This is a genomic window from Tepiditoga spiralis (assembly GCF_014701195.1).
GTDB classification, from domain to species: Bacteria; Thermotogota; Thermotogae; order Petrotogales; family Petrotogaceae; genus Tepiditoga; species Tepiditoga spiralis.
This window is the reverse complement of the sequence record NZ_AP018712.1, coordinates 1466100-1486272: the sequence shown is the minus strand read 5'-3', so window position 1 is coordinate 1486272 and position 20173 is coordinate 1466100. Positions and strand designations below refer to the sequence as shown.

Annotated in this window: 15 protein-coding genes and 1 rRNA gene; 4 read left to right on the top strand and 12 right to left on the bottom strand. The window is 27.0% G+C overall.

All coding sequences use genetic code 11. The features are described 5' to 3' along the window. Window positions 1–45 precede the first annotated feature (45 nt). Window positions 46–1571, bottom strand: a 16S ribosomal RNA gene (locus tag IGS63_RS06875). A 374-nt stretch (window positions 1572–1945) separates the two neighbouring features. Here IGS63_RS06875 and IGS63_RS06870 point away from each other — a divergent pair. Further along, complete coding sequence (locus tag IGS63_RS06870; RefSeq protein ID WP_190613611.1) at window positions 1946–2434, top strand: hypothetical protein; 489 nt, start codon at window positions 1946–1948, stop codon at window positions 2432–2434. Further along, entirely contained in the window at window positions 2431–2955 is a 525-nt protein-coding gene (locus tag IGS63_RS06865; protein WP_190613610.1) for a hypothetical protein, read from the top strand. The genes IGS63_RS06870 and IGS63_RS06865 overlap by 4 nt, the downstream gene beginning before the upstream one ends. Before the next feature lie 13 nt (window positions 2956–2968). Here IGS63_RS06865 and IGS63_RS06860 read toward each other — a convergent pair whose 3' ends face one another. The 11 genes from IGS63_RS06860 to IGS63_RS11690 all read right to left on the bottom strand — a co-directional run bounded on the left by IGS63_RS06860 (window position 2969) and on the right by IGS63_RS11690 (window position 16831). After that, window positions 2969–5137 (bottom strand): TIM-barrel domain-containing protein, encoded by a 2169-nt coding sequence (locus IGS63_RS06860; RefSeq protein WP_190613608.1) that lies wholly within the window; start codon window positions 5135–5137, stop codon window positions 2969–2971. An 81-nt stretch (window positions 5138–5218) separates the two neighbouring features. Beyond that, the gene (locus IGS63_RS06855; protein WP_190613606.1) at window positions 5219–6016 is read right to left on the bottom strand and encodes a hypothetical protein; all 798 of its coding nucleotides are present in this window, start codon (window positions 6014–6016) and stop codon (window positions 5219–5221) included. Window positions 6017–6135: 119 nt separating this feature from the next. Continuing rightward, complete coding sequence (gatB, locus tag IGS63_RS06850) at window positions 6136–7569, bottom strand: Asp-tRNA(Asn)/Glu-tRNA(Gln) amidotransferase subunit GatB (protein WP_190613604.1); 1434 nt, start codon at window positions 7567–7569, stop codon at window positions 6136–6138. Continuing rightward, window positions 7569–8897 carry an Asp-tRNA(Asn)/Glu-tRNA(Gln) amidotransferase subunit GatA gene (gatA, locus tag IGS63_RS06845; RefSeq protein ID WP_190613602.1) on the bottom strand — a complete coding sequence of 443 codons (1329 nt, stop codon included), beginning with the start codon at window positions 8895–8897 and terminating at the stop codon, window positions 7569–7571. Before gatA ends, gatB begins: the two co-directional genes overlap by 1 nt. 1 nt (window position 8898) lies before the next feature. Beyond that, window positions 8899–9765, bottom strand: a complete 867-nt coding sequence (gene hslO / locus IGS63_RS06840) for an Hsp33 family molecular chaperone HslO (RefSeq protein ID WP_190613601.1) — start codon at window positions 9763–9765, stop codon at window positions 8899–8901. Between the two features lie 2 nt (window positions 9766–9767). Further along, the gene (locus tag IGS63_RS06835; RefSeq protein ID WP_190613599.1) at window positions 9768–11264 is read right to left on the bottom strand and encodes an HD domain-containing protein; all 1497 of its coding nucleotides are present in this window, start codon (window positions 11262–11264) and stop codon (window positions 9768–9770) included. Between the two features lie 18 nt (window positions 11265–11282). Next, on the bottom strand, window positions 11283–11963 hold the full coding sequence (locus IGS63_RS06830) for a rhomboid family intramembrane serine protease (protein ID WP_232521159.1): 681 nt from the start codon (window positions 11961–11963) through the stop codon (window positions 11283–11285). Window positions 11964–11967: 4 nt separating this feature from the next. Beyond that, a complete protein-coding gene (locus IGS63_RS06825; RefSeq protein WP_190613597.1) occupies window positions 11968–12903 on the bottom strand; it encodes an ROK family protein in 936 nt (311 codons plus the stop codon). 88 nt (window positions 12904–12991) lie between these two features. Then, a complete protein-coding gene (locus IGS63_RS06820) occupies window positions 12992–13993 on the bottom strand; it encodes a DUF3369 domain-containing protein (protein ID WP_190613596.1) in 1002 nt (333 codons plus the stop codon). A gap of 11 nt (window positions 13994–14004) precedes the next feature. Continuing rightward, window positions 14005–15531: an HD domain-containing phosphohydrolase gene (locus IGS63_RS06815; RefSeq protein WP_190613594.1), complete on the bottom strand. Its 1527-nt coding sequence runs from the start codon at window positions 15529–15531 to the stop codon at window positions 14005–14007. After that, window positions 15524–16831, bottom strand: a complete 1308-nt coding sequence (locus IGS63_RS11690) for a sensor histidine kinase (protein ID WP_198423029.1) — start codon at window positions 16829–16831, stop codon at window positions 15524–15526. The genes IGS63_RS06815 and IGS63_RS11690 overlap by 8 nt, the downstream gene beginning before the upstream one ends. A 112-nt stretch (window positions 16832–16943) precedes the next feature. Here IGS63_RS11690 and ispD point away from each other — a divergent pair, with 112 nt between their 5' ends. Both ispD and IGS63_RS06800 read left to right on the top strand, forming a co-directional pair. Then, on the top strand, window positions 16944–17621 hold the full coding sequence (ispD, locus tag IGS63_RS06805; RefSeq protein WP_190613593.1) for a 2-C-methyl-D-erythritol 4-phosphate cytidylyltransferase: 678 nt from the start codon (window positions 16944–16946) through the stop codon (window positions 17619–17621). Between the two features lie 140 nt (window positions 17622–17761). Beyond that, entirely contained in the window at window positions 17762–20131 is a 2370-nt protein-coding gene (locus IGS63_RS06800; RefSeq protein WP_190613591.1) for a Lon protease family protein, read from the top strand. Window positions 20132–20173: the final 42 nt, after the last annotated feature.

Sequence of the window (20173 nt, the reverse complement as noted above, 5' to 3'; positions counted from 1 at the left end):
TCTTTTGCTCACTCAATAATGGATAGAGGTAGTTGTTCTCCTTAGAAAGGAGGTGATCCAGGCGCACCTTCCGGTACACCTACCTTGTTACGACTTCGCCCCCCTCACTAGCTCCACCCTCGATGCATCCGTTCCTTGCGGTTACAGCATCCATCTTCGGGCGTTTCCAACTCGGGTGGCGTGACGGGCGGTGTGTACAAGACCCGAGAACGTATTCACCGCAGTTTGGCTGACCTGCGATTACTAGCGATTCCGGTTTCATGCAGGCGGGTTTCAGCCTGCAATCCGAATTGAGGTACAGTTTGTGAGATTTGCTCCACTTCTCAGCTTCGCTTCCCTCTGTCCGTACCATTGTAGCACGTGTGTCGCCCAGAACATAAGGGGCACGCTTACCTGACGTCATCCCCTCCTTCCTCCGTCTCGTCGACGGCTGTCCCATTAGAGTAGCCCATCTTCACATGCTGGCAACTAATGGCAGGGGTTGCGCTCGTTGCGGGACTTAACCCAACACCTCACGGCACGAGCTGACGACGGCCGTGCACCACCTGTGTGAGACTCCTTTCTTGCGAAAGTTAGTAGTATCTCTACTACCTTATCTCCATGTCAATTCCTGGTAAGGTTCTTCGGTTAGCTTCGAATTAAACCACATGCTCCACCGCTTGTGCGGGTCCCCGTCAATTCCTTTGAGTTTCATCCTTGCGGACGTACTCCCCAGGCGGTTCACTTATCGCGTTTGCTTCAGCACGGAACTTTGACATCCCACACCTAGTGAACATCGTTTACGGCTAGGACTACCCGGGTATCTAATCCGGTTCGCTCCCCTAGCTTTCGAACCTCAGCGTCAGGATTACTCCAGAAAACCGACTTCTCCACTGGCCTTCTTACCAATATCTACGGATTTCACCCCTACTCTGGTAATTCCGTCTTCCTCTAGTATCCTCAAGTTATACAGTTTCAAGCGCTGTTCCACCGTTGAGCAGTGACATTTCACACCTGACTTACATAACCGCCTACGTTCCCTTTACGCCCAGTGATTCCGGGCAACGCTCGCCCCCTACGTCTTACCGCGGCTGCTGGCACGTAGTTAGCCGGGGCTTTTCTTTACATACCTTCCTTGTACTGTCCCCAGTACTTTATATTCTGTAAATTCAGAAGTTTACATCCCGAAGGACTTCTTCCTTCACGCGGCATCGCTGGATCAGACTTCCGTCCATTGTCCAAAATTCCCCACTGCTGCCTCCCGTAGGAGTAGGGTCCGTCTCTCAGTTCCCTTGTGGCCGTTCGTGCTCTCACACCGGCTACCCGTCGTCGGCTTGGTGATCTTTTACTTCACCAACTACCTGATGGGACGCAGGCTCGTCCTTTGGCGCTTCTCTTCCTTTCCTCTCTCGAGCTTATCCGGTTTTACCTACAGTTTCCCATAGCTATCCCAGTCCAAAGGGTTGATTCCTACGCGTTACTCACCCGTTCGCCACTAATACTCTCCACCGAAGTGGATTTCTTCGTTCGACTTGCATGTGTTAGGCGTGCCGCCAGCGTTCACCCTGAGCCAGGATCAAACCCTCCATTCGAATGGTTTGATTCTCACTCTAGTTTTTTCTTACTAGCGTCTTTTCTTTCGAAAAGTTTTATTTACTACCTCTATCCATTTTTCAATGAGCTTGTTTCTCCTTCGCTTGCTTTTCCCTCAGCGACTTAATCATTCTATCACTTTCTCTTCTTTTTGTCAATTACATTTCTTTTAACCTTTTTTCAACGTCGTGTTAATCCATTATTTTTCTATTTATTTATTCGCTTTATATCCTTTTTTTCTTTGTTTTTTTTTAATTATTGTATATAATATAAATAAATTCATATCTATAAAAACTTATTTTAAATTATTATATATATAATTTTATGATATAATATGTTATAGTATTTTAAATTTTTTATAAGGAGGATTTTTATGCAAAATTTTGTTATTGGATTAATATTTTTTGCCTTAGTTTTAATTCTGTACCTTATTTTTTTTAAAAAAGATCCTATAAAAATTAAAAAAGCTGCAAAAAAAGGATCTAAAAATTTAATTCAAAATTCTATTCGTATCTTTTCAGTTTTTTTAATTTTGGGAATTTTACAAAGTTTTCTTTCTAAAGAATCTGTTGGAAATTTTCTACTTAATTTTTCTAACATAAAGGGAATTTTTTCTGGTATAATAACTGGTGCACTTATGATGGGTCCACCCGCTACTGGTTATCCAATTGGACAGTACTTATTAGAAAATAATGCTACAATTTCTTTAGTTTCAGCATTTTTATTATCTTGGGTAATGCTTGGAATAATTTCTTTATCTTTAGAATTTAAGTATTTAGGTAAAAAATTTACTCTTTTAAGAAATTTTTTTGCTTTGATTGCAATATTTTTCATTGCTCTTGTAATGGAGGGATTACTATGAAAGAAAATTCAAATAAATCTAATAATATAATAAAAAATTTTTTTATAGAATTTATAATTTTAATTATTGCAATTATTTTAATGATACTAAATCCAAATAAGGCTTTATCTGGAATAATGTATGCATTAAAAATGTTTTTCACTCTTTTTCCAATAATAATTTCTGTTGCTTTTCTTACAGGATTTATTTCTGAAATAATTCCTAAAAAAACTATTGCCAAAATAATTGGAAAAGAAAGTGGTATAAAAGGTAAATCTTTAGGCGCATTTTTTGGAATGTTTATGGTAGGTCCAACTTATGCTTTTTATCCATTTTTTAAAGAATTAATTGATAAAGGAGCTAGTGTTGGAGTTATAGCAACAACTATTGGATCTTGGGCTATAAAAATTCAATGGCTACCTTTTGCTTTAGGTATTTTAGGAGCTAAATTTGTTTTATTATTAAATTTTTTTATCTTAATTTATTCTTTTATAATTGGATTTATAATGGATTTTTTCTTTAACTTAAAAAAACACAGATAAATATCTGTGTTTTTTATATCTCCATTTTTTTAGTAAAAACATTTCCAATCTTATCGTATATTTCAAAGTTTAATTCTTTTATTTTTAACTTATAATCTTCACTTTCATCTTTCTCAATTACTATTTTATACTCAGTATTATCTTTTGCTATTTCAATTTTTAATTTTGCATAATCTCCATCTTTATAATTATATGTTTCACCATCATCTTCATAATATGTATATTCTGATTTTTCGGTAACAAAAGCTATTACATTTAATTTTTCAATTTCTTTTTCTCCAATATAATTTTGTGGTTTGGTTAAAACAATAATCGAATTTTCTTTTATAAATAAAGGTATTTCAAAAAGATCTGCTTTTACATAGTAATCACCAGGATTATAAACTTTTAACTTTCTTTCATTATATTTTGAAGCATTCCAAAAGAGCCATTTGTTTTCAGGTAAATGTACATATCTTCCAGTAGCATTTTGAGTAATGATTGGAGCAATCATTAAAGATTCTCCATACATATATTGATCTTCTATTTCTTTTATTCTTTCTTCTTCATACTTTAAAAACATCGGAGAAATAAAAGGTTTTAATTTTTCTATTGACATCATATATTCAGAATATGAATATGGAATAAAAGCATATCTCAATTCAATTATATCTTTCATAATATTTCTAGCTTTCTCACTAAATTCCCATGGTTCTTGATGTCTTGTTCCAAAAGCAGAATGATTTCTAAAAAGTGGTGTAAAAGCTCCCAATTGCATCCATCTTATAACCAAATCTTCTGAAGTGTTTCCACCAAAACCACCTATATCTGCACCTGTATAAAAAAAGCCGGTAATGTTTAAATTCAACATCATTCTAATATGATATAGCATATGTTCCCACCAAGACATGTTATCTCCCATCCAAATTGCAGAAAATCTTTGCTGACCTGAATAACTACTTCTTGATAGTAAAAAATATCTTTTATTATTATCTAATCTTTTTAATCCTTCGGCAGTTGCTCTTGCCATATTAAATCCATACAAATTATGAACTTCATCATGAAGAATATTTTCACCATCAACATTATGATAAAAACTCTTATAATCTTTTATATTATTTGGCATATTTACAAATGAATCTTTTGCTTTGAATACATCTATTCCCAAATTATCATTATTTTTTACATTTTTAACAACTTCAAATGCTTCTTTTAATCTTTCTGGTGTATAAAAAATAGCAGGTTCATTCATATCATTCCAATATGCTCTTATTCCCATATCATTAAAATTTTTATATAAATCTCCCCACCATTTTCTAACCTTTTCATTTAAAAAATCTGGAAAATGAGTAAGTCCTGGCCAAACAGCTGCAGTAAAATCATTTCCTTTTTCATCTTTACAAAAATAATTGTTTTTTATTCCTTCTTCATAAACTTCATAATTTTTTTCTATTTTAACTCCAGGATCAATTATTGGAACTAATTTAAAACCTTCATTTTTCATTTCATTCACAAATTTTTCAAAATTTGTGAATTTTTCTTTGTCTATTGTAAAGATTTTATAATCTTTCATATAGTCTATATCCATGTATATTGCATCACATGGAATTTTATATTCTCTAAATTTTTTTGCAATTTCTTTTATAGATTTTTTATCAGGATAACTCCATCTACTTTGTTGATATCCAAATGCCCATTTTGGTAAACTCATAGGACTTCCCGTTAACTTTAAATATTCTTTTATAATTTCATCTTTTTTGCCTTCAAAAATATAAATATCAAAGTTATTTTTTAATTTTATTTCTAAAGTATCATACTTTTCAAATCCTATATCAAATTCTATTTTCCCAGGAAAATCTATAAAAAAACCAAAAGTTTCTACTCCATCTACTATTAAAAAAGGATGATTTCCATACAAATTCTCTAAATCTGGTGTATGAATTGGAACATCATTTGAATAAGTTTTATACTTTTTTCCTCTTTTATTTAATCCTCCCATCATTTCACCAAGACCATAAATTTTATCTTTATTATTCATTTTATAAGTTAATTTTATGGTATCGTTTTCATTTTTAACTTCAAAAAAAGGCATATTTTTTTTTATCTTTTTTAAATTTAAGTAATTATTTATTACAGCATTAGTATTAAATGGATTCCCAAAAGAAAATTTATTTGTGATTTTTGTAATTTTATAACTTGTCATTTTTTCCTCCCTTTATTTAAAAAATTTTTTAATAATTATATTTTACCATAAAAATAAAGTATTTTGCATTTGCAAAATACTTTATTTAAATATCATTACTAATGCTGTTATTCCAACTAATGCTGTTATTCCTAATACGGCTACTGTTCTTTTAGTTAATTCCTTTTCTTTTTCTAATTCTATTTCTTGCCTTTTTAAATTATAGCTATAATAATCATTTTTAAATTTTTTAAATGGATATATTTTAAAAGATATATTGTAGTTGCTAAATTCGTTAATATAAAAATCATACTTTGCAGCTCCAGAAATAGTTAATTGATTAAAATCTAAAGAAATTCCAAAGTTTATTTCTTTTTTTAAATTAAATGGTAAATCTGTTTTTTCTTTTAAATTTATATTAGATTGACCAACCATTAATTCTAAAAATCCTATTTTTAAAGATGTACCTAAGTTTAATGTTTGTATTTGTTGTTCATAATAATTTCCTTGAAATAATAATTTAAGTTTCATATTTCTGTATAAATCTATATTATAACTACTTCCAAAACCATAAAAATACTTCCAATCTTTAAATAAAAAATTCATATAAAAATTATAATTTTTAAAACCTATATATTCCAAATTTAAAGTTTGCGTTCCAGAGTATCTAGAAAAAATACCCATTATTAACCCATTATTTCCTAAGTTTACTCCATAACCATAATTAAAGTTTTCTATATTTAAATTTTTATCTAAACTAATATTTCCAACCAAAGTTATAGCTTCTAATGGCTGTTCAAATAACATTTCACCTTTTGCATATTCTTCAGCTGTTAAAAAATTACTGAAAGATAAAACATTTAAAATTACAATTATAAGTATCACAATATTTTTTTTCATTCCAACACCTCCTGAGTTTTTTCATTATGATTATAAAACTTTTTTATAAAAAATAATTTTTTTCTGATAAAATGTTTCTTTTTATTGATAAAAAAAACAAGTTCCGGAATTTCCGGAACTTATTGTTTATCTAAAAGTTCTTTTACTATATTATTTAATTTTGCAGGATTTGCCTTTCCTTTAGTTTGTTTCATTACTTGGCCAACAAAAAATCCAGCTATATTTGTTTTACCACTTTTATATTTTTCTACATTTTTAGGATTTTCACTTATCAATTTTTCCACAAGATCATAAAGCATTGAATCATCATCAATTTGTTCTAATCCTTTTTCTTTTACTATTTCTGATGGCATCTTTCCCGTATCATACATTTCAGGAAAAATTTCTTTTGCAATTTTTGTAGATATTTTCCCTGATTCTATTAATGTTTTTAATTCAAGATAATGATCTGGTTTTAATTTTAAATTAAATATATTATCATTTTTTTCTTTCATAATTCTTAAAACTTCTGTCATTATCCAATTTGATACGAATTTTCCATCTTTTACTTTTCTTGCACATTCTTCATAATAATTCGAAAGTTCTTTATTTGAAGATAATAATTCTGCATCATACTCCGGTATTTTATATTCTTTTACAAATCTTTTTGATTTTTCATCTGGAAGCTCTGGTAGTGTTTTTTTTACATTTTCTATAAACTCTTTAGTTATTATTAAAGGTGGTAAATCTGCTTCTGGAAAATATCTATAATCTGCTTCTCCTTCTTTTTTTCTCATTGAAAAAGTAGCATTTTTTACTGAATCCCATCTTCTTGTTTCTTGAATAATTTCATTTCCATTTTTCATTTCTTCAGTAATTCTTTCAATTTCATATTTAATTGCTTTCTCCACAAATTTAAAAGAATTTATATTTTTAACTTCTACTTTATTACTCCATTCACCTGTTTCAAGATTTTTTACTGAAACATTTGCATCACATCTCAATGCCCCTTTTTCCATATCTCCTGTTGATATTTCAGCATATCTTAAAATATCTCTTAATTTTTCCATAAAGGCTCTTGCCTGTTCTGCTGATTCTATATCTGGTTCTGTAACTATTTCTATTAAAGGAACACCTGCTCTATTATAATCTATCAAACTTTCTTTAGAAGAATGGATTTCTTCTCCCAAATGTACCATCTTTCCTGTATCTTCTTCCATATGAATTCTATTTATTCTTACATCTTTTCCCATAACATTTAATTTTCCATTTGTAATTATTGGTTTAAAGTATTGAGTTATTTGATAACCTTTTGTTAAATCAGGATAAAAATAATTTTTTCTATCAAATTTTGAATATAAATTAATTTCTCCATTTATTGCAAGTCCTGCTCTAACAGCAAGTTCAATTGCTTTTTCATTTAATACTGGTAACGCTCCAGGGTGTCCTGTACATACTGGACATATATTTTTATTTGGTTCAGTTTCAAAATGATCAGCGCTACAACTACAAAACGCTTTTGTTTTTGTCATTAATTGCGCATGAATTTCAAGGCCTATTACTGGTTTAAACATTAATGAACACCTACCTTTTTTTCAAATGCATCTGCAACTGCAAGCATTTCTTCATCCTTTAATCGTTTTCCAATAAATTGTATTCCAATCTTATTAAACGGAACACTTATTGCTGGTAATCCTACTAAGTTTGCTGGTATTGTAAAAATATCCATTAAATAATATTCTAATGGAGTTAACTCTTCTCCAATTTTTGGCGGAAGTGTTGGAGAGGTTGGAGTAAGTATTAAATCATAATTTTCTAATACATTATTTATTTTATCTGACATTAATTTTCTAACTTTAGATGCCTTCGAAAAATATGCATCATAATATGCTGAAGAAAGTGTATATGTTCCCATTAATATTCTTCTTTTTACTTCTATTCCAAAACCTTCATCTCTTGTTTTATTGTAAAGATCAGATAAACCTTTTTCATTTTTTCTCAATCCATATCTAACTCCATCAAATCTTGATAAATTTGAAGAAGCTTCTGATGGAGCTATTATATAATAAATACTAACTGCATATTTTAATTCTGGAATATCTATTTCTTCTACTATTGCTCCATTTTCTTTTAAAAGATTTACTGCATTTTCAAACTCTTCAAGAATTTTTTTATCTACTCCTTCTGAATAGATAATTTTTGGTACTGCAATTTTTTTACCTTTAATATCTTCACCAAAAAAAGAAGTTAAGTTTGTACTATGTTCAACTGTTGTTGAATCTTTTTCATCTTTTCCTTTCATTATTTCAACAACAGTTGCAGCATCTTCTACTGTTGTTGAAAGAACACCAATTTGATCCAATGAAGATCCAAAAGCTACAACACCATATCTTGAAATCATTCCATATGATGGCTTATATCCAACAATTTCACAAAAAGATGCTGGTTGTCTAACAGATCCCCCTGTATCAGTACCTATAGCAAATGGAGCCATTCCAGCTGCAACTGCTGCTGCTGATCCTCCTGAACTTCCTCCTGGAATTTTTTCTGTATCAAGTGGATTTTTTACTGGACCATATGCTGAGTTTTCGTTTGAACTTCCCATTGCAAATTCATCCATATTTGTTTTTCCTATAACAGAAAATCCAGCATCAAGTAATTTTTTCATAGCAGTTGCTGTATAAACGCTATTATAATTTTTTAATATTTTAGATCCACAAGTTAACTTTGTTCCTTCAATTTGTATATTATCTTTTACTAAAAATGGAATTCCATAATACTTTCCATCTTTGTTTCCAGTAACTTTTTCTATTCTTAAAACTGCATTTAATTCTTTGTTTTTTTCTTCTATTTTTCCAACATACTCTTGAATAGTATTTTTCCCTATTAAACTTTTTAACATTTTATCCCTCCAATTTTTCCGAGATTATTTTTTGAATTTCTTCCTTATTAAAGATATATCTTTTTGAACACCAATTACAAGTAACCTCTGCTTGTCCTTTTTCTTTTAATTCTTCTAATTCTTCTACATTCAAATGTAATAAAGCTTTAGAAGTTATTTCTTTATTACATGAACATTCAAATTTTGATTCATATACATTTAAATAATCTTTTTCACCAAAAGCATCTAATAAATACTCTAATTTATTATTTTCAGCTATATAAGTTGAAATTGATGGTAAAGATAAGAAAATATTTTCTATTTTTTTAATTTTTTCTTCTTCTAATGTTTGATCAAGTATTTGTAACATAAAACCACCCGCTGACTTTATTCCATCTTTATCCGTTAAAACTCCCAAAGATACTGCAGATGGAACTTGTTCTGAATGATTTAAATACATTGCTATATCTTCGGCAATTTCACCACTTATAATTTCAATATTTGAAGTTACTGGTTCACGTAACCTTAAATCTCTAGTTACATATAACATTCCTTTACCTATAGCTTTTGCTACATCAAATTTTCCTTTTTCATTAATAAAAGTATTTAAATGTTTATTATCAATATAAGCTCTTACCTTAAAATCAGAACCAGATTCAGCCGCAACACTTCCTGCTGGCCCATCACCATTAAAAACAACTGTTACTTTTTCATTTTCACTCATATAACTTCCTAAAAGTAATGAAGCAGTTGCTACTCTTCCTAAAACCACAGAGGATAATGGTGAAAGATCATGAATTTTTTGTAGATATTTAACAATATCTGTTGTATCAAGTGCAACTAATCTAACTCTTCCATTGTAAACCGAAGTTTGATATACTTTTCCCATATTTACCACCTTGTTGTTGTTTTAGTATTAGAAAATTGAGGTACTATATTGTATTTTTTTAATAACTCTCTTTTATCTTCTTTTATATATATTCTTACTATTTGTATTAAATTACTTTCAAGAAGTTTTAATGCTGGATATCTTTCATAAACTTCATCAAATCCAAGTATATCTCCATTTGTATCTTTAATAAATACATCACTTGCTAAAAATTCACTTGGATGTACTACTGAAAGTTTATAAGGTGTATCTATTTTAAACAAATAATCAAAATTATTTAAAATATATGTAATTTCTTCTTTGTCTTCTTTTTTTATATCTTCTTTCATTTTATTTTGTAAATTCTCTTTTATTTTATTTAAAATATTTTGAGCTACAGAAACGCTCACAACCGAAGGATCAACACCTGTCATTGAGAATGGAATTTCTACAATAATCTTCCATAAATCTCTCTTTTTTAATCTATTGATAAGATTGTGTGCATTTGCAATTTTTTCACTATTTTCAACCCATTCTGGAGATACTGGTAAAGACATCAAATTTTCTCCATACAATATATCATAAATTAATTCTATTTCATTAATTATTTTTTCATCTGTAAGCGTAATAAAAGTATCTAAATTTTCCACTCTTTCTTTTAAATGTAATATATCATAAGCATATTTTAATATTTCTTGAAGCATTTGATCTGCTGCTCTTGAAGTTTTATGAAAATAAACATTTTTATACATCATAAATCTTGCAAATAATGAAGAATATATATCATCTATTACCTTTATTGAATAACATATTTTTCCATCTTCAAAAATTTCTGTGTTTCTTATTAATCTATCTACTGCACCCGTTCCAAAATGTCTTGTTCCCGCATAATAAGAATCTCTCAAAACAAAATCAAGTCTATCAGCACCTAAAGGTCCTTGAACTATATTAAAATCTATACTTCCTGTGTATTCTCCTTCATATACTTCAAGTACCATGTTTATTAATTGTTCAATAGATTCTTTAAGATTTTCTTCATTAACTTCTTTGTTTATAGTTAAAGCTAAATCTTTAAAGAAATCATTTTTTGTTCTTGGATCATTTAAATTTTTATACTCTTCTATTATTTCTTCAATTAATTTTGTTTTTAATATCTTTTCTCTATATTCGTCATGACCATCTTTATAACCCATTTTTTTATAAACTGCATCATCAAATTGATGTGAGTATGGGCCATGACCTATATCATGAAGTAATCCTGCCAATCTTAGAATTCTAAATTTTGAATGATTTTCTGGATATATATGTTGAGAATATACTCCAGATAAATGCATAACTCCCAAAGAATGCGAAAATCTCGTATGAGTAGCACTTGGATAAACATACTCTGCACCAGCAAGCTGACTCAAATACCTTAATCTTTGCATTGCTTGAGTATCAGATATCACAATTTCTAAAGGATATAAAAATATTTCTGATTGTATCGGATCACGAGAAACCTTATAATAAAGTTTTTCCATAAATATCTTCTCCTTTTCTTATATTAACATAATTATGGTAAAAAATATCAAGAGAGAATATGCAGCCACTATTAATCCCAAAGCAGCATAATATGCATATTTCCATATTTTTATCGAAGTTTTTGTAAAAGTAACAGGAGTAAGCCAACCAAATGTAAATCCTGCAGCAAGACCTCCTATATGCGCTAAATTATTTATACTTGATACTGTAAAACCTAAAAAAATATTTATTATAATTATTGGTAAAAGAGCTGTACCTACCATTGGTTTTAACATTCTTGGAGTATCATGTCTAAATCCAGAACCAAAAAGCAGTCCAATTAAACCAAAAATCGCACCAGAAGCTCCAACTGATACAGCATTAGGCATCATTAATTGTGTCAATAAATTTCCCATAACACCTGATAAAATATATACTGCAAAATATTTATGTTTTCCATAAACACTTTCAACTATATTACCAAAATAAAAAAGAGCATACATATTAAAAAATATATGTAATAATCCACCATGAACAAACATTGAAGTTATTGTTCTAAACCATTGGCCATTACTAACTAATGGCCCATACTGTGCACCAAATAATAGTAAAGCTCTACTACTTGTTCCCCATAATGCACTAAATCCTCCAAAAATAATCATCAATATAAAAACTACTATATTCATTGTTATCATATAATTTGTAAGTGTTTTTTTCAACTTATTATTCCTCCATTCCATATATTGCACAAGAAGCTGCTCCTAATATTCCTGCATCTTCAACTAAATTAGAAAGTTCTATTTTATATGTATTTTTAAAACTTTTCATAACATACATATCAGTTTTTTCAATAATTGGATTTAATAATTCATTACCAGCTTTACTCATACCTCCACCTAATATTATTTTTTCAGGATTAAAAATATGTATATATCCAGAAATAGCTTTTGCAATTAAGTCTGTTATTTTCTCCACAACATATTTTGAAATAAAGTCTCCATTTTTTGCTTCTTCAAAAACGTGTTTTGATTCTATTTCGTTTATATCTTTTACTCTATTTAGTAAAGAAGAATTATTATGTTTAAGTACAAGTTCTTTTGCCATTCTTGCAACTGATTTAGCAGAAGCATATGATTCTAAACATCCTCTATTTCCACAACCACACATTGGCCCATCAGATGAAACTATTATATGACCAAGCTCTGCTCCTATACCATCCTTTCCAAATAACATTTTTTTATTAATTACAACACCACTTCCAACACCTGTTCCAAAAGTTAAACAAATAAAATCATTACACCCTTTTGCATTTCCATAATACCATTCCCCTAAAGTAAATGCATTAGCATCATTTTCAATAAAAACTTTTTTACCAGTTAATTCATATACTTTTTTACCCAGTTCAAAATCATGCCACTGTGGAAAATTTGGTGAATATCTTACAATTCCATTTTTTCTGTCTATTGAACCCGGAGAACCTATACCTATTGCTTCTACTTTTTCACCCAACATTTTTATAGTTTTAACTATATTTTCAACTATTTTTTCTGATCCTTTTTCAACTTCCGTTGAAGTACTTACTTTCTTTAATATTCCACTTTCATTAACAAGTCCCGCCTTTATTTCTGTACCTCCTAAGTCTATTCCTGCAATTCTCATTATAAAAAACACCTCCAAAAACTATATAAACATATATTCATAATCCTATTATACCTTAAATTTATCATATTTAAAAGTAAAAAGAGCTTTATAAGCTCTTTTTTATATTTTTTTCTATATATTCATTTAATTTATTTATTTTTTCTTTTTGTTCTTTAATAATTTTTTGATTATAATAAATATTGTCATATCCAACTGCAACGCTTCTAGAAAATATTTCTATTGCCTTTTTATCTAATTCAGAAAATTCTGATTCACTATTTAAATAAACTAAATTAATTTTACCCGTTTCTGTTTTAAAATATCCAATATATTCGTTATCATAAAAATAACTTTTATTATTTTTTAATGCCATTTTTATTTTTTCTTTTACTTCATCTTCTAATTTTTTAATTTCTAACACATTATTTTTTTCATATTCTCCACTACAAGCCAAAATTTCATAATTATCTTCATTGTTTTCAAAAACCATACCAGACGTATTTATTATAATACCTTTATTTATTTCTAAAAGATATGATAATTCTTTTAAAAGTTCTGATGCAAAATTTTTTATTGATTTTGATTCAAAAAGTCTAATTGAAGCTTCTATAACTCCACATAAAGCTTTTTTACTATTTTCTATTATTTCAAGTTCTTTATAAGCTCTTAATGCAGCTATTATAGTAGTATACATTTTTTGAACAGTTAACTCTGTTTTTGTTTTATAATCATTTATATCATACTTTGAAACAACCATTTTTTCTGGTGCTTGACCTGGTTGTCCAGTTCTTAAAATAATTCTTACTTTTTTATTTTTTAAATTTTCTCTAATTTGTTTTACTACTTTTAATCCTGTATCTTCTTCTTCCATAATAACATCAAGAAGAACAAGGGCTATATCTTCATTATTATTTAAAATATCTAAAGTTTCTTTTCCACTATAAGCACTAAAACATTGTATTTTTTTATTTTCAAAAATGATATCATTAACCACTAATTTAGTCATTGCATGAATTGAGTGATCATCATCTGCTATTAAAATTTTCCATGGTTTTTCTTCAAGTTTTGGAAAATCATCTTCATCAGAAAAAATTAAATTATCATTCATTTAACCCCCCCTTAGTCTTTAAAACTCCCCTTTATTTTTAATATTTTATCAAAATTATTAAAAAATATTTCAACTAACTTAGGATCAAAATTTTTCCCACTTCCATCTCTTATTATTTTTTTTGCTGTTTCTAAATCCATTGCCTTTCTATACACTCTATCTGAAATCAAAGCATCAAAAACATCTACTATTGAAACAATTCTTCCATATATACTAATCTCTTCTCCTTTTAAACCTAAAGGATAACCACTTCCATCCCACCTTTCATGATGTTCATGTGCTATTGTTGCTGAAATTTGCAAAATATTCCTTTTACTTTTTTTCAATAATTCATAACCAAGTTGAGCATGTGTTTTCATAATTTTAAACTCTTCTTCATTTAATTTCCCCGGTTTTAAAAGGATTTTATCTGGAATCGCAACCTTTCCTACATCATGCATAGGTGCTGCCATTTTTATTTTATTTGCCTCTTCTTCACTTAATCCACACCCTAAAGCTAAAATTTTTGAATATTCTGCAACTCTTCTAACGTGATACCCCGTTTCATTTGATCTTCCTTCAACAACTTCACCCAGAGTATATATTATTTCTTTTTGTGTTTCTTCAATTTCAAGAACAAGATTTAAATTATTAAATAAAGCTACTACTTCAGAATAATACATTTCAATAAATTTTTTATCAATTTCTTTAAGTGGAAAACAATATTCTATATAAAAAACAAAACTATCTCTATATTCATAGTTTAATTTAAAAAATATTTTATTTTCATAAATATATAAATTCTTTTTCATATTTTCAAAAACTTCTATAACTTTTTTATCTTCAATAAAAGTATATGGTTTCCCTAAATAACTTTTAAATTCTCCTATAACTTCAATTAATATATAATTATTGTCTAATCTTATTGCTGAAAAACCATTATTATCTTTAAAACAATTTTTATCTTTTATACAAAGTATTTTATTCATTTCTTTAAAAACAACTTTTATAAAATCATTTATTTTATTCTCTTCAAATATTAATTTTGTAGAATTTATAATATTTTCAAATCCTATTTTATTATAATTTATATCCATAATATCTTTATAAGCTCTTATAGAAGCAATCATAGTAGTATATAGTTTTTTTGAAGTTAATTCTGTTTTTTCTTTATAATCATTTATATCATATTCTTGTATAATACGTTCTTCAGGAGCTTCACCAGGTTGCCCCGTTCTAATTAATAATCTAATATATTTATTTTTCAAAGTTTCTCTAATAAACTTTATTAATTCTAATCCTGAATTTTCTTTTTCCATAACAACATCTATTAATGCTACAGCTATATCATCATTATCTAAAAGAATTTTTCTTGCTTCTGCATTAGAGTAAGCATCTAAAAATTTTAGTTTCTTGTTTTCAAATTTCAAATCTTTTAAAACCATTTTAGTTATAGTATGTACATCTTCATCATCATCTATTATTAAAACTTTCCAATACTTATTTGTATTTACAACCTCGTTTTTTATATCATCTTCAATTTTTAAAAAATCAGTCATTTTTTTCAGCTCCCAACGGTATAAAAATTATAAACTTTGTTCCATTATTACTTTCACAAGTAATATTACCATTAAATTTTTGAGTAACAATATTATAGACAATATTCAAACCTAATCCACTTCCACCTTTTCCTCTTTTAGTAGTATAAAATGGTTCAAATATTTTCTTCATATTCTCTTTTTTTATTCCAATTCCATTATCTTCATAAATAAGCTTTAATTTATTGCCTTTTCTTTCCGCAAAGATATTAATAACTCCACTATTTCTTTTTTCAAATCCATGTAATATTGAATTAATAACAAAATTAGTTATAATTTGAGAAAACAATCCTGGATAACTATTAATAAAAATTTTATCATCAATATCAATATTAATTTTTATATTTTTATGTTTATACTTTGTATGTAAACTTAAAAGAACATCTTCAATATAAGATTTTAAATTGAATCTTCTCTTTTCTTCACTCATCCTATCAACGGCAACATTTTTAAAACTTTTTACTAATTTAGCTGCCTTATTTAAATTAGATTCTGCTATTAAAGAAGATTCTGCTATTATGTTCAAAAATTCTTCAAACTCAGATTTTTTTATTTTATTACTAGCATATTCACTTTTTATTTCTTTACTCTTTTCTTTTATTAAACTAACTGCAGTAAGTGAAATTCCAACTGGTGTATTTATTTCATGGGCTACTCCAGCAACAAGATTACCTAAAGCTGCCATTTTTTCAGTTTCAATTAATTGTGACTGGGCTACTTTTAAATTATTATAAGCTATATTTAAATCTTTATATGTTTTTTGAAGTTCATTTTCAATTTTTATTCTTTTTTTTATTTCAAATTTAAGTTTCAAGTTATTTTGGAAAAATTTAAAGTTTAAGTGTATAATAAAATAAAACAATAACAATAATAAAAAAACATATAAATAAATTAAATTATTTGTATTAATGTAGGTTACTTCTATTTTTCCTAAAAAAACATCATTGTGGTTTATTGAGGTTATAAAATTTTTTTCTCTTGTTATAAATGGAATTTTATTTACTTTTTTTTGTTTTTTATAAATTATATTAGTTGATTCATCATATATTTTAATGTAAGAAACTTTTTTTGAACTTATTATTGTATCAACTATTTTTTTTATGCTTTCATCATCAATAGCCCATAATGAAAGTTCTAAAGTATTTGCATATTGTTTTACCATTTTATTATTTTCATCTATTGAATTTTTTTCATATAAATAAACAAATAAAACATAAAAAAAAATCATAAAAATTAAAACGAATATAATCCATTTTTTCATAAAAAATCGCCTCTAATTTTTTTATTTATTATATTAAAATATATATTTAAATTATAACATTCATTAATTTAATTGTCAATTTAATTCAACTATTATTAAGGAGCGTGCCATAATGATAAGTACTATTATTGTAGCTGCAGGATCTGGTTCAAGAATGAATAAAAGTATACCTAAACAATTTTTAAAAATTAAAAACAAAAGTATTTTAGAAATAACAACAAGTATATTTGAAAATTCAGAATTAATAGACAACATAATAATAGTAGCCAATAAAAAATTTTTTAAAAAAACTGAATTAGAAGTTATTAAATTTAAAAAAGTATTTAAAATCATTCCTGGAGGAAAAACACGTCAAGAAAGTGTTTTTAAAGGCCTAAAAATTTTAAAACAATTAAATCCTTCAATTGTTTTAATTCACGATGTTGCAAGACCATTTATTTCAAATATATTAATCAAAAAATTAATAACAAAAGCCAAAGAAAAAAATAGTGCTATTCCTATTCTAAAAGAAAATTCAACTATTTCTCTTAGTACTAAAAATAAAATAGAAAAGTTTTTGGATAGGAATCAAGTATATCAACATCAAACACCTCAAGCTTTTGACTTCAAAAAACTTTTTGAAGCTTATACAAAATTTGAAAAAAATTTAAGTGATTTTACAGATGATGCTTCCATTTTTTTTGCAAATAAAAATGAGGTATACACTATTGAAGGAGAAAAAAATAATATAAAAATAACAACTAATGAAGATCTTTTATTTGCTAAGTTTTTATATGATTTAAAAAAATAACTTACTTTAAGTAAAAAATATACTCATTTAAACTATTTTCTTTATATATTTTGAAATATATTAATTTATAAAATAAAACATTTTATGTTATAATTAAATTAAGAATATTTTACAAATAAAAACTAAAAGGAGGTGTTTTTATGAGATTAAGTATTGAAGATATAGAAATAAAAATTCCAGATGTTTCTTTTGATAACACATCAGAAATAGACATAAATTCATATGAAGATTGTGTTATACAAGAAAACGCTTATGATATTGTGAATATGGCACTTAAAATCAAAGAAAAAAATAGTAATATATTTGTTGTTGGACCAGTTGGAACAGGAAGACGTGATATGATAAAAAATCTTTTAACTAAAATATCTTTAAAAGAAAAAATCCCTCCAGATATTGCTTATTCCTATAACTTTGAAAACCCCAAAAAGCCTAAAATGCTAAAATTTCCTCATGGAAAAGCAAAAGAATTTAAAAAAAAGTTAGAATTTTTAGTAGAATCTTCTTTTCAAGCTTTAAAAAATGGTATGCAAAGCAATGAATATCTTGAAAAAATGACAGAATTAGAAAAAGAATATATGGATAAAAGAAAACAATTATGGACAGAATTAAAAGAAAAAGCAAAAGAATTAAATTATGTTATTGAATTTACAAATGGTGGAATAGTATCCCTTCCAATTATTGATGGGAAAAAAATAAGTTCAGAAGAATATGAAAAACTTTCCAAAGAAAAGCAAAAAGAGTTTGAAGAAAATTCACCCAAATTAAGAATATTAATAGAAAATGTAATGAACAAAATTGCAACTTTAGATAAAAAATACAGAGAACAATTAAAAAATATGCAAAAATATTGGGCTTCATTTAGTATAAATAAAATTTTTGAAAATATAGAAAAAGAATATGAAAAATATTCAGATATAATAGATTATTTAAAATCTTTAAAAAATGATATATCTATAAATTTTGTAGAAATAACTTCAGATAATGATGATGTAATCAAATACTTCAAAAAAAAATATAGTATAAATATAGTTATTGATAACTATTATCTTCAAGGTTCTCCTGTTGTAGAAGAACTTAGTCCTACATACTCAAGCTTAATTGGAAGAGTTGAATATTATTCAAATATGGGAGCACTTCAAACTGATTTTAGTATGATTAAATCCGGAAGTTTTTACAAAGCAAATGGTGGTTATTTAATTCTAGATGCAGAAAAAGTTTTAAGAAAGCCATTTGTATGGGATGCAATAAAAAGAACTCTTTTACTCGAACAAATAAAAATTGAAAATGTTGAAAGTGCCGAAGGTTATTCTAATATTCAAACACTTGAACCAGAACCACTTTCATTTAATTCTAAAATAATATTAATTGGTGAAGAATGGATATATGATATGTTGAGTGTATATGATAATGATTTTAAAAAATTTTTTACAATAAAAGCTCAATTTGAATATGAAAATAAAATTGATGAATTTTCAATAAATAAATTTTCAACTTTTGTTGCAAAAGTTGTAAAAGAAAAAAACATACAACATTTGACAAAAAAAGCTGTAATAGAACTATTAAAATATTCATGTAGAATAAATTCTAATAATAAAAAGTTTTCATTAAAATATGGAGATATTAAAAATTTAATAATAGAAGCAACTTACTTTGCAGAAAAATATGATCATAGACCTTATACTAATTCAGAAGATATAAAAGAAGCTATAAAGCATCGAGAAAAAATGTTTTCATTTCATAAAAAACATTTTTTTGAAATGATAAAAGATAATATATACAAACTCGATGTTCAAGGAGAAAAAATAGGACAATTAAATGGATTAACTGTAATCCAAACGGTAGATTATACCTTTGGTCATCCAGTAAAAATAACTGCAAAATTTTATAAATCTGATGGTGAAAGAATAATTGATATCCATAGAGCAACTGAAATGAGTGGAAAAATTCATAAAAAATCAACATTCATTTTTGAAAACTTTTTTAAATCAAAATTTAGCAACTTCTTAGAAAATGGATTTACAGCATCATTAAATTTTGAACAAGTATATTCCATGATAGATGGAGATAGTGCTACGCTTGCTGAAACAATAGCTTTAATGTCTGCAATTGGTAATATTCCAATAAAACAAAATATCGCAATAACTGGATCTATGAATCAAAATGGTGAAGTCCAACCAGTTGGAGGATTAATTCAAAAAATAGAAGGATTTTATGATATTTGTAAAATATTAGGTTTTAATGGAAACCAAGGAGTAATTATTCCTTATCAAAACATAAATGATTTAGTATTGAAAGAAGAACTTATGAAAGACTTAGAAGATGAAAAATTTAAAATTTGGACAATAAAACATATTGATGAAGCAGTTGAAATTCTTTCAGGACTTAAACCTGGAAAAGAAACTAAAACCAAAAAATTTACTAAAAATTCTTTTTATTATAATGTAACTGAAGGACTTAAACAACTTTCCTCCAAATCAACAAATAAAAACAAATCTCAAAAAAAGAAATAAAGTATCATTATTACTTTTTTATATATAATAATTAAAAAAACT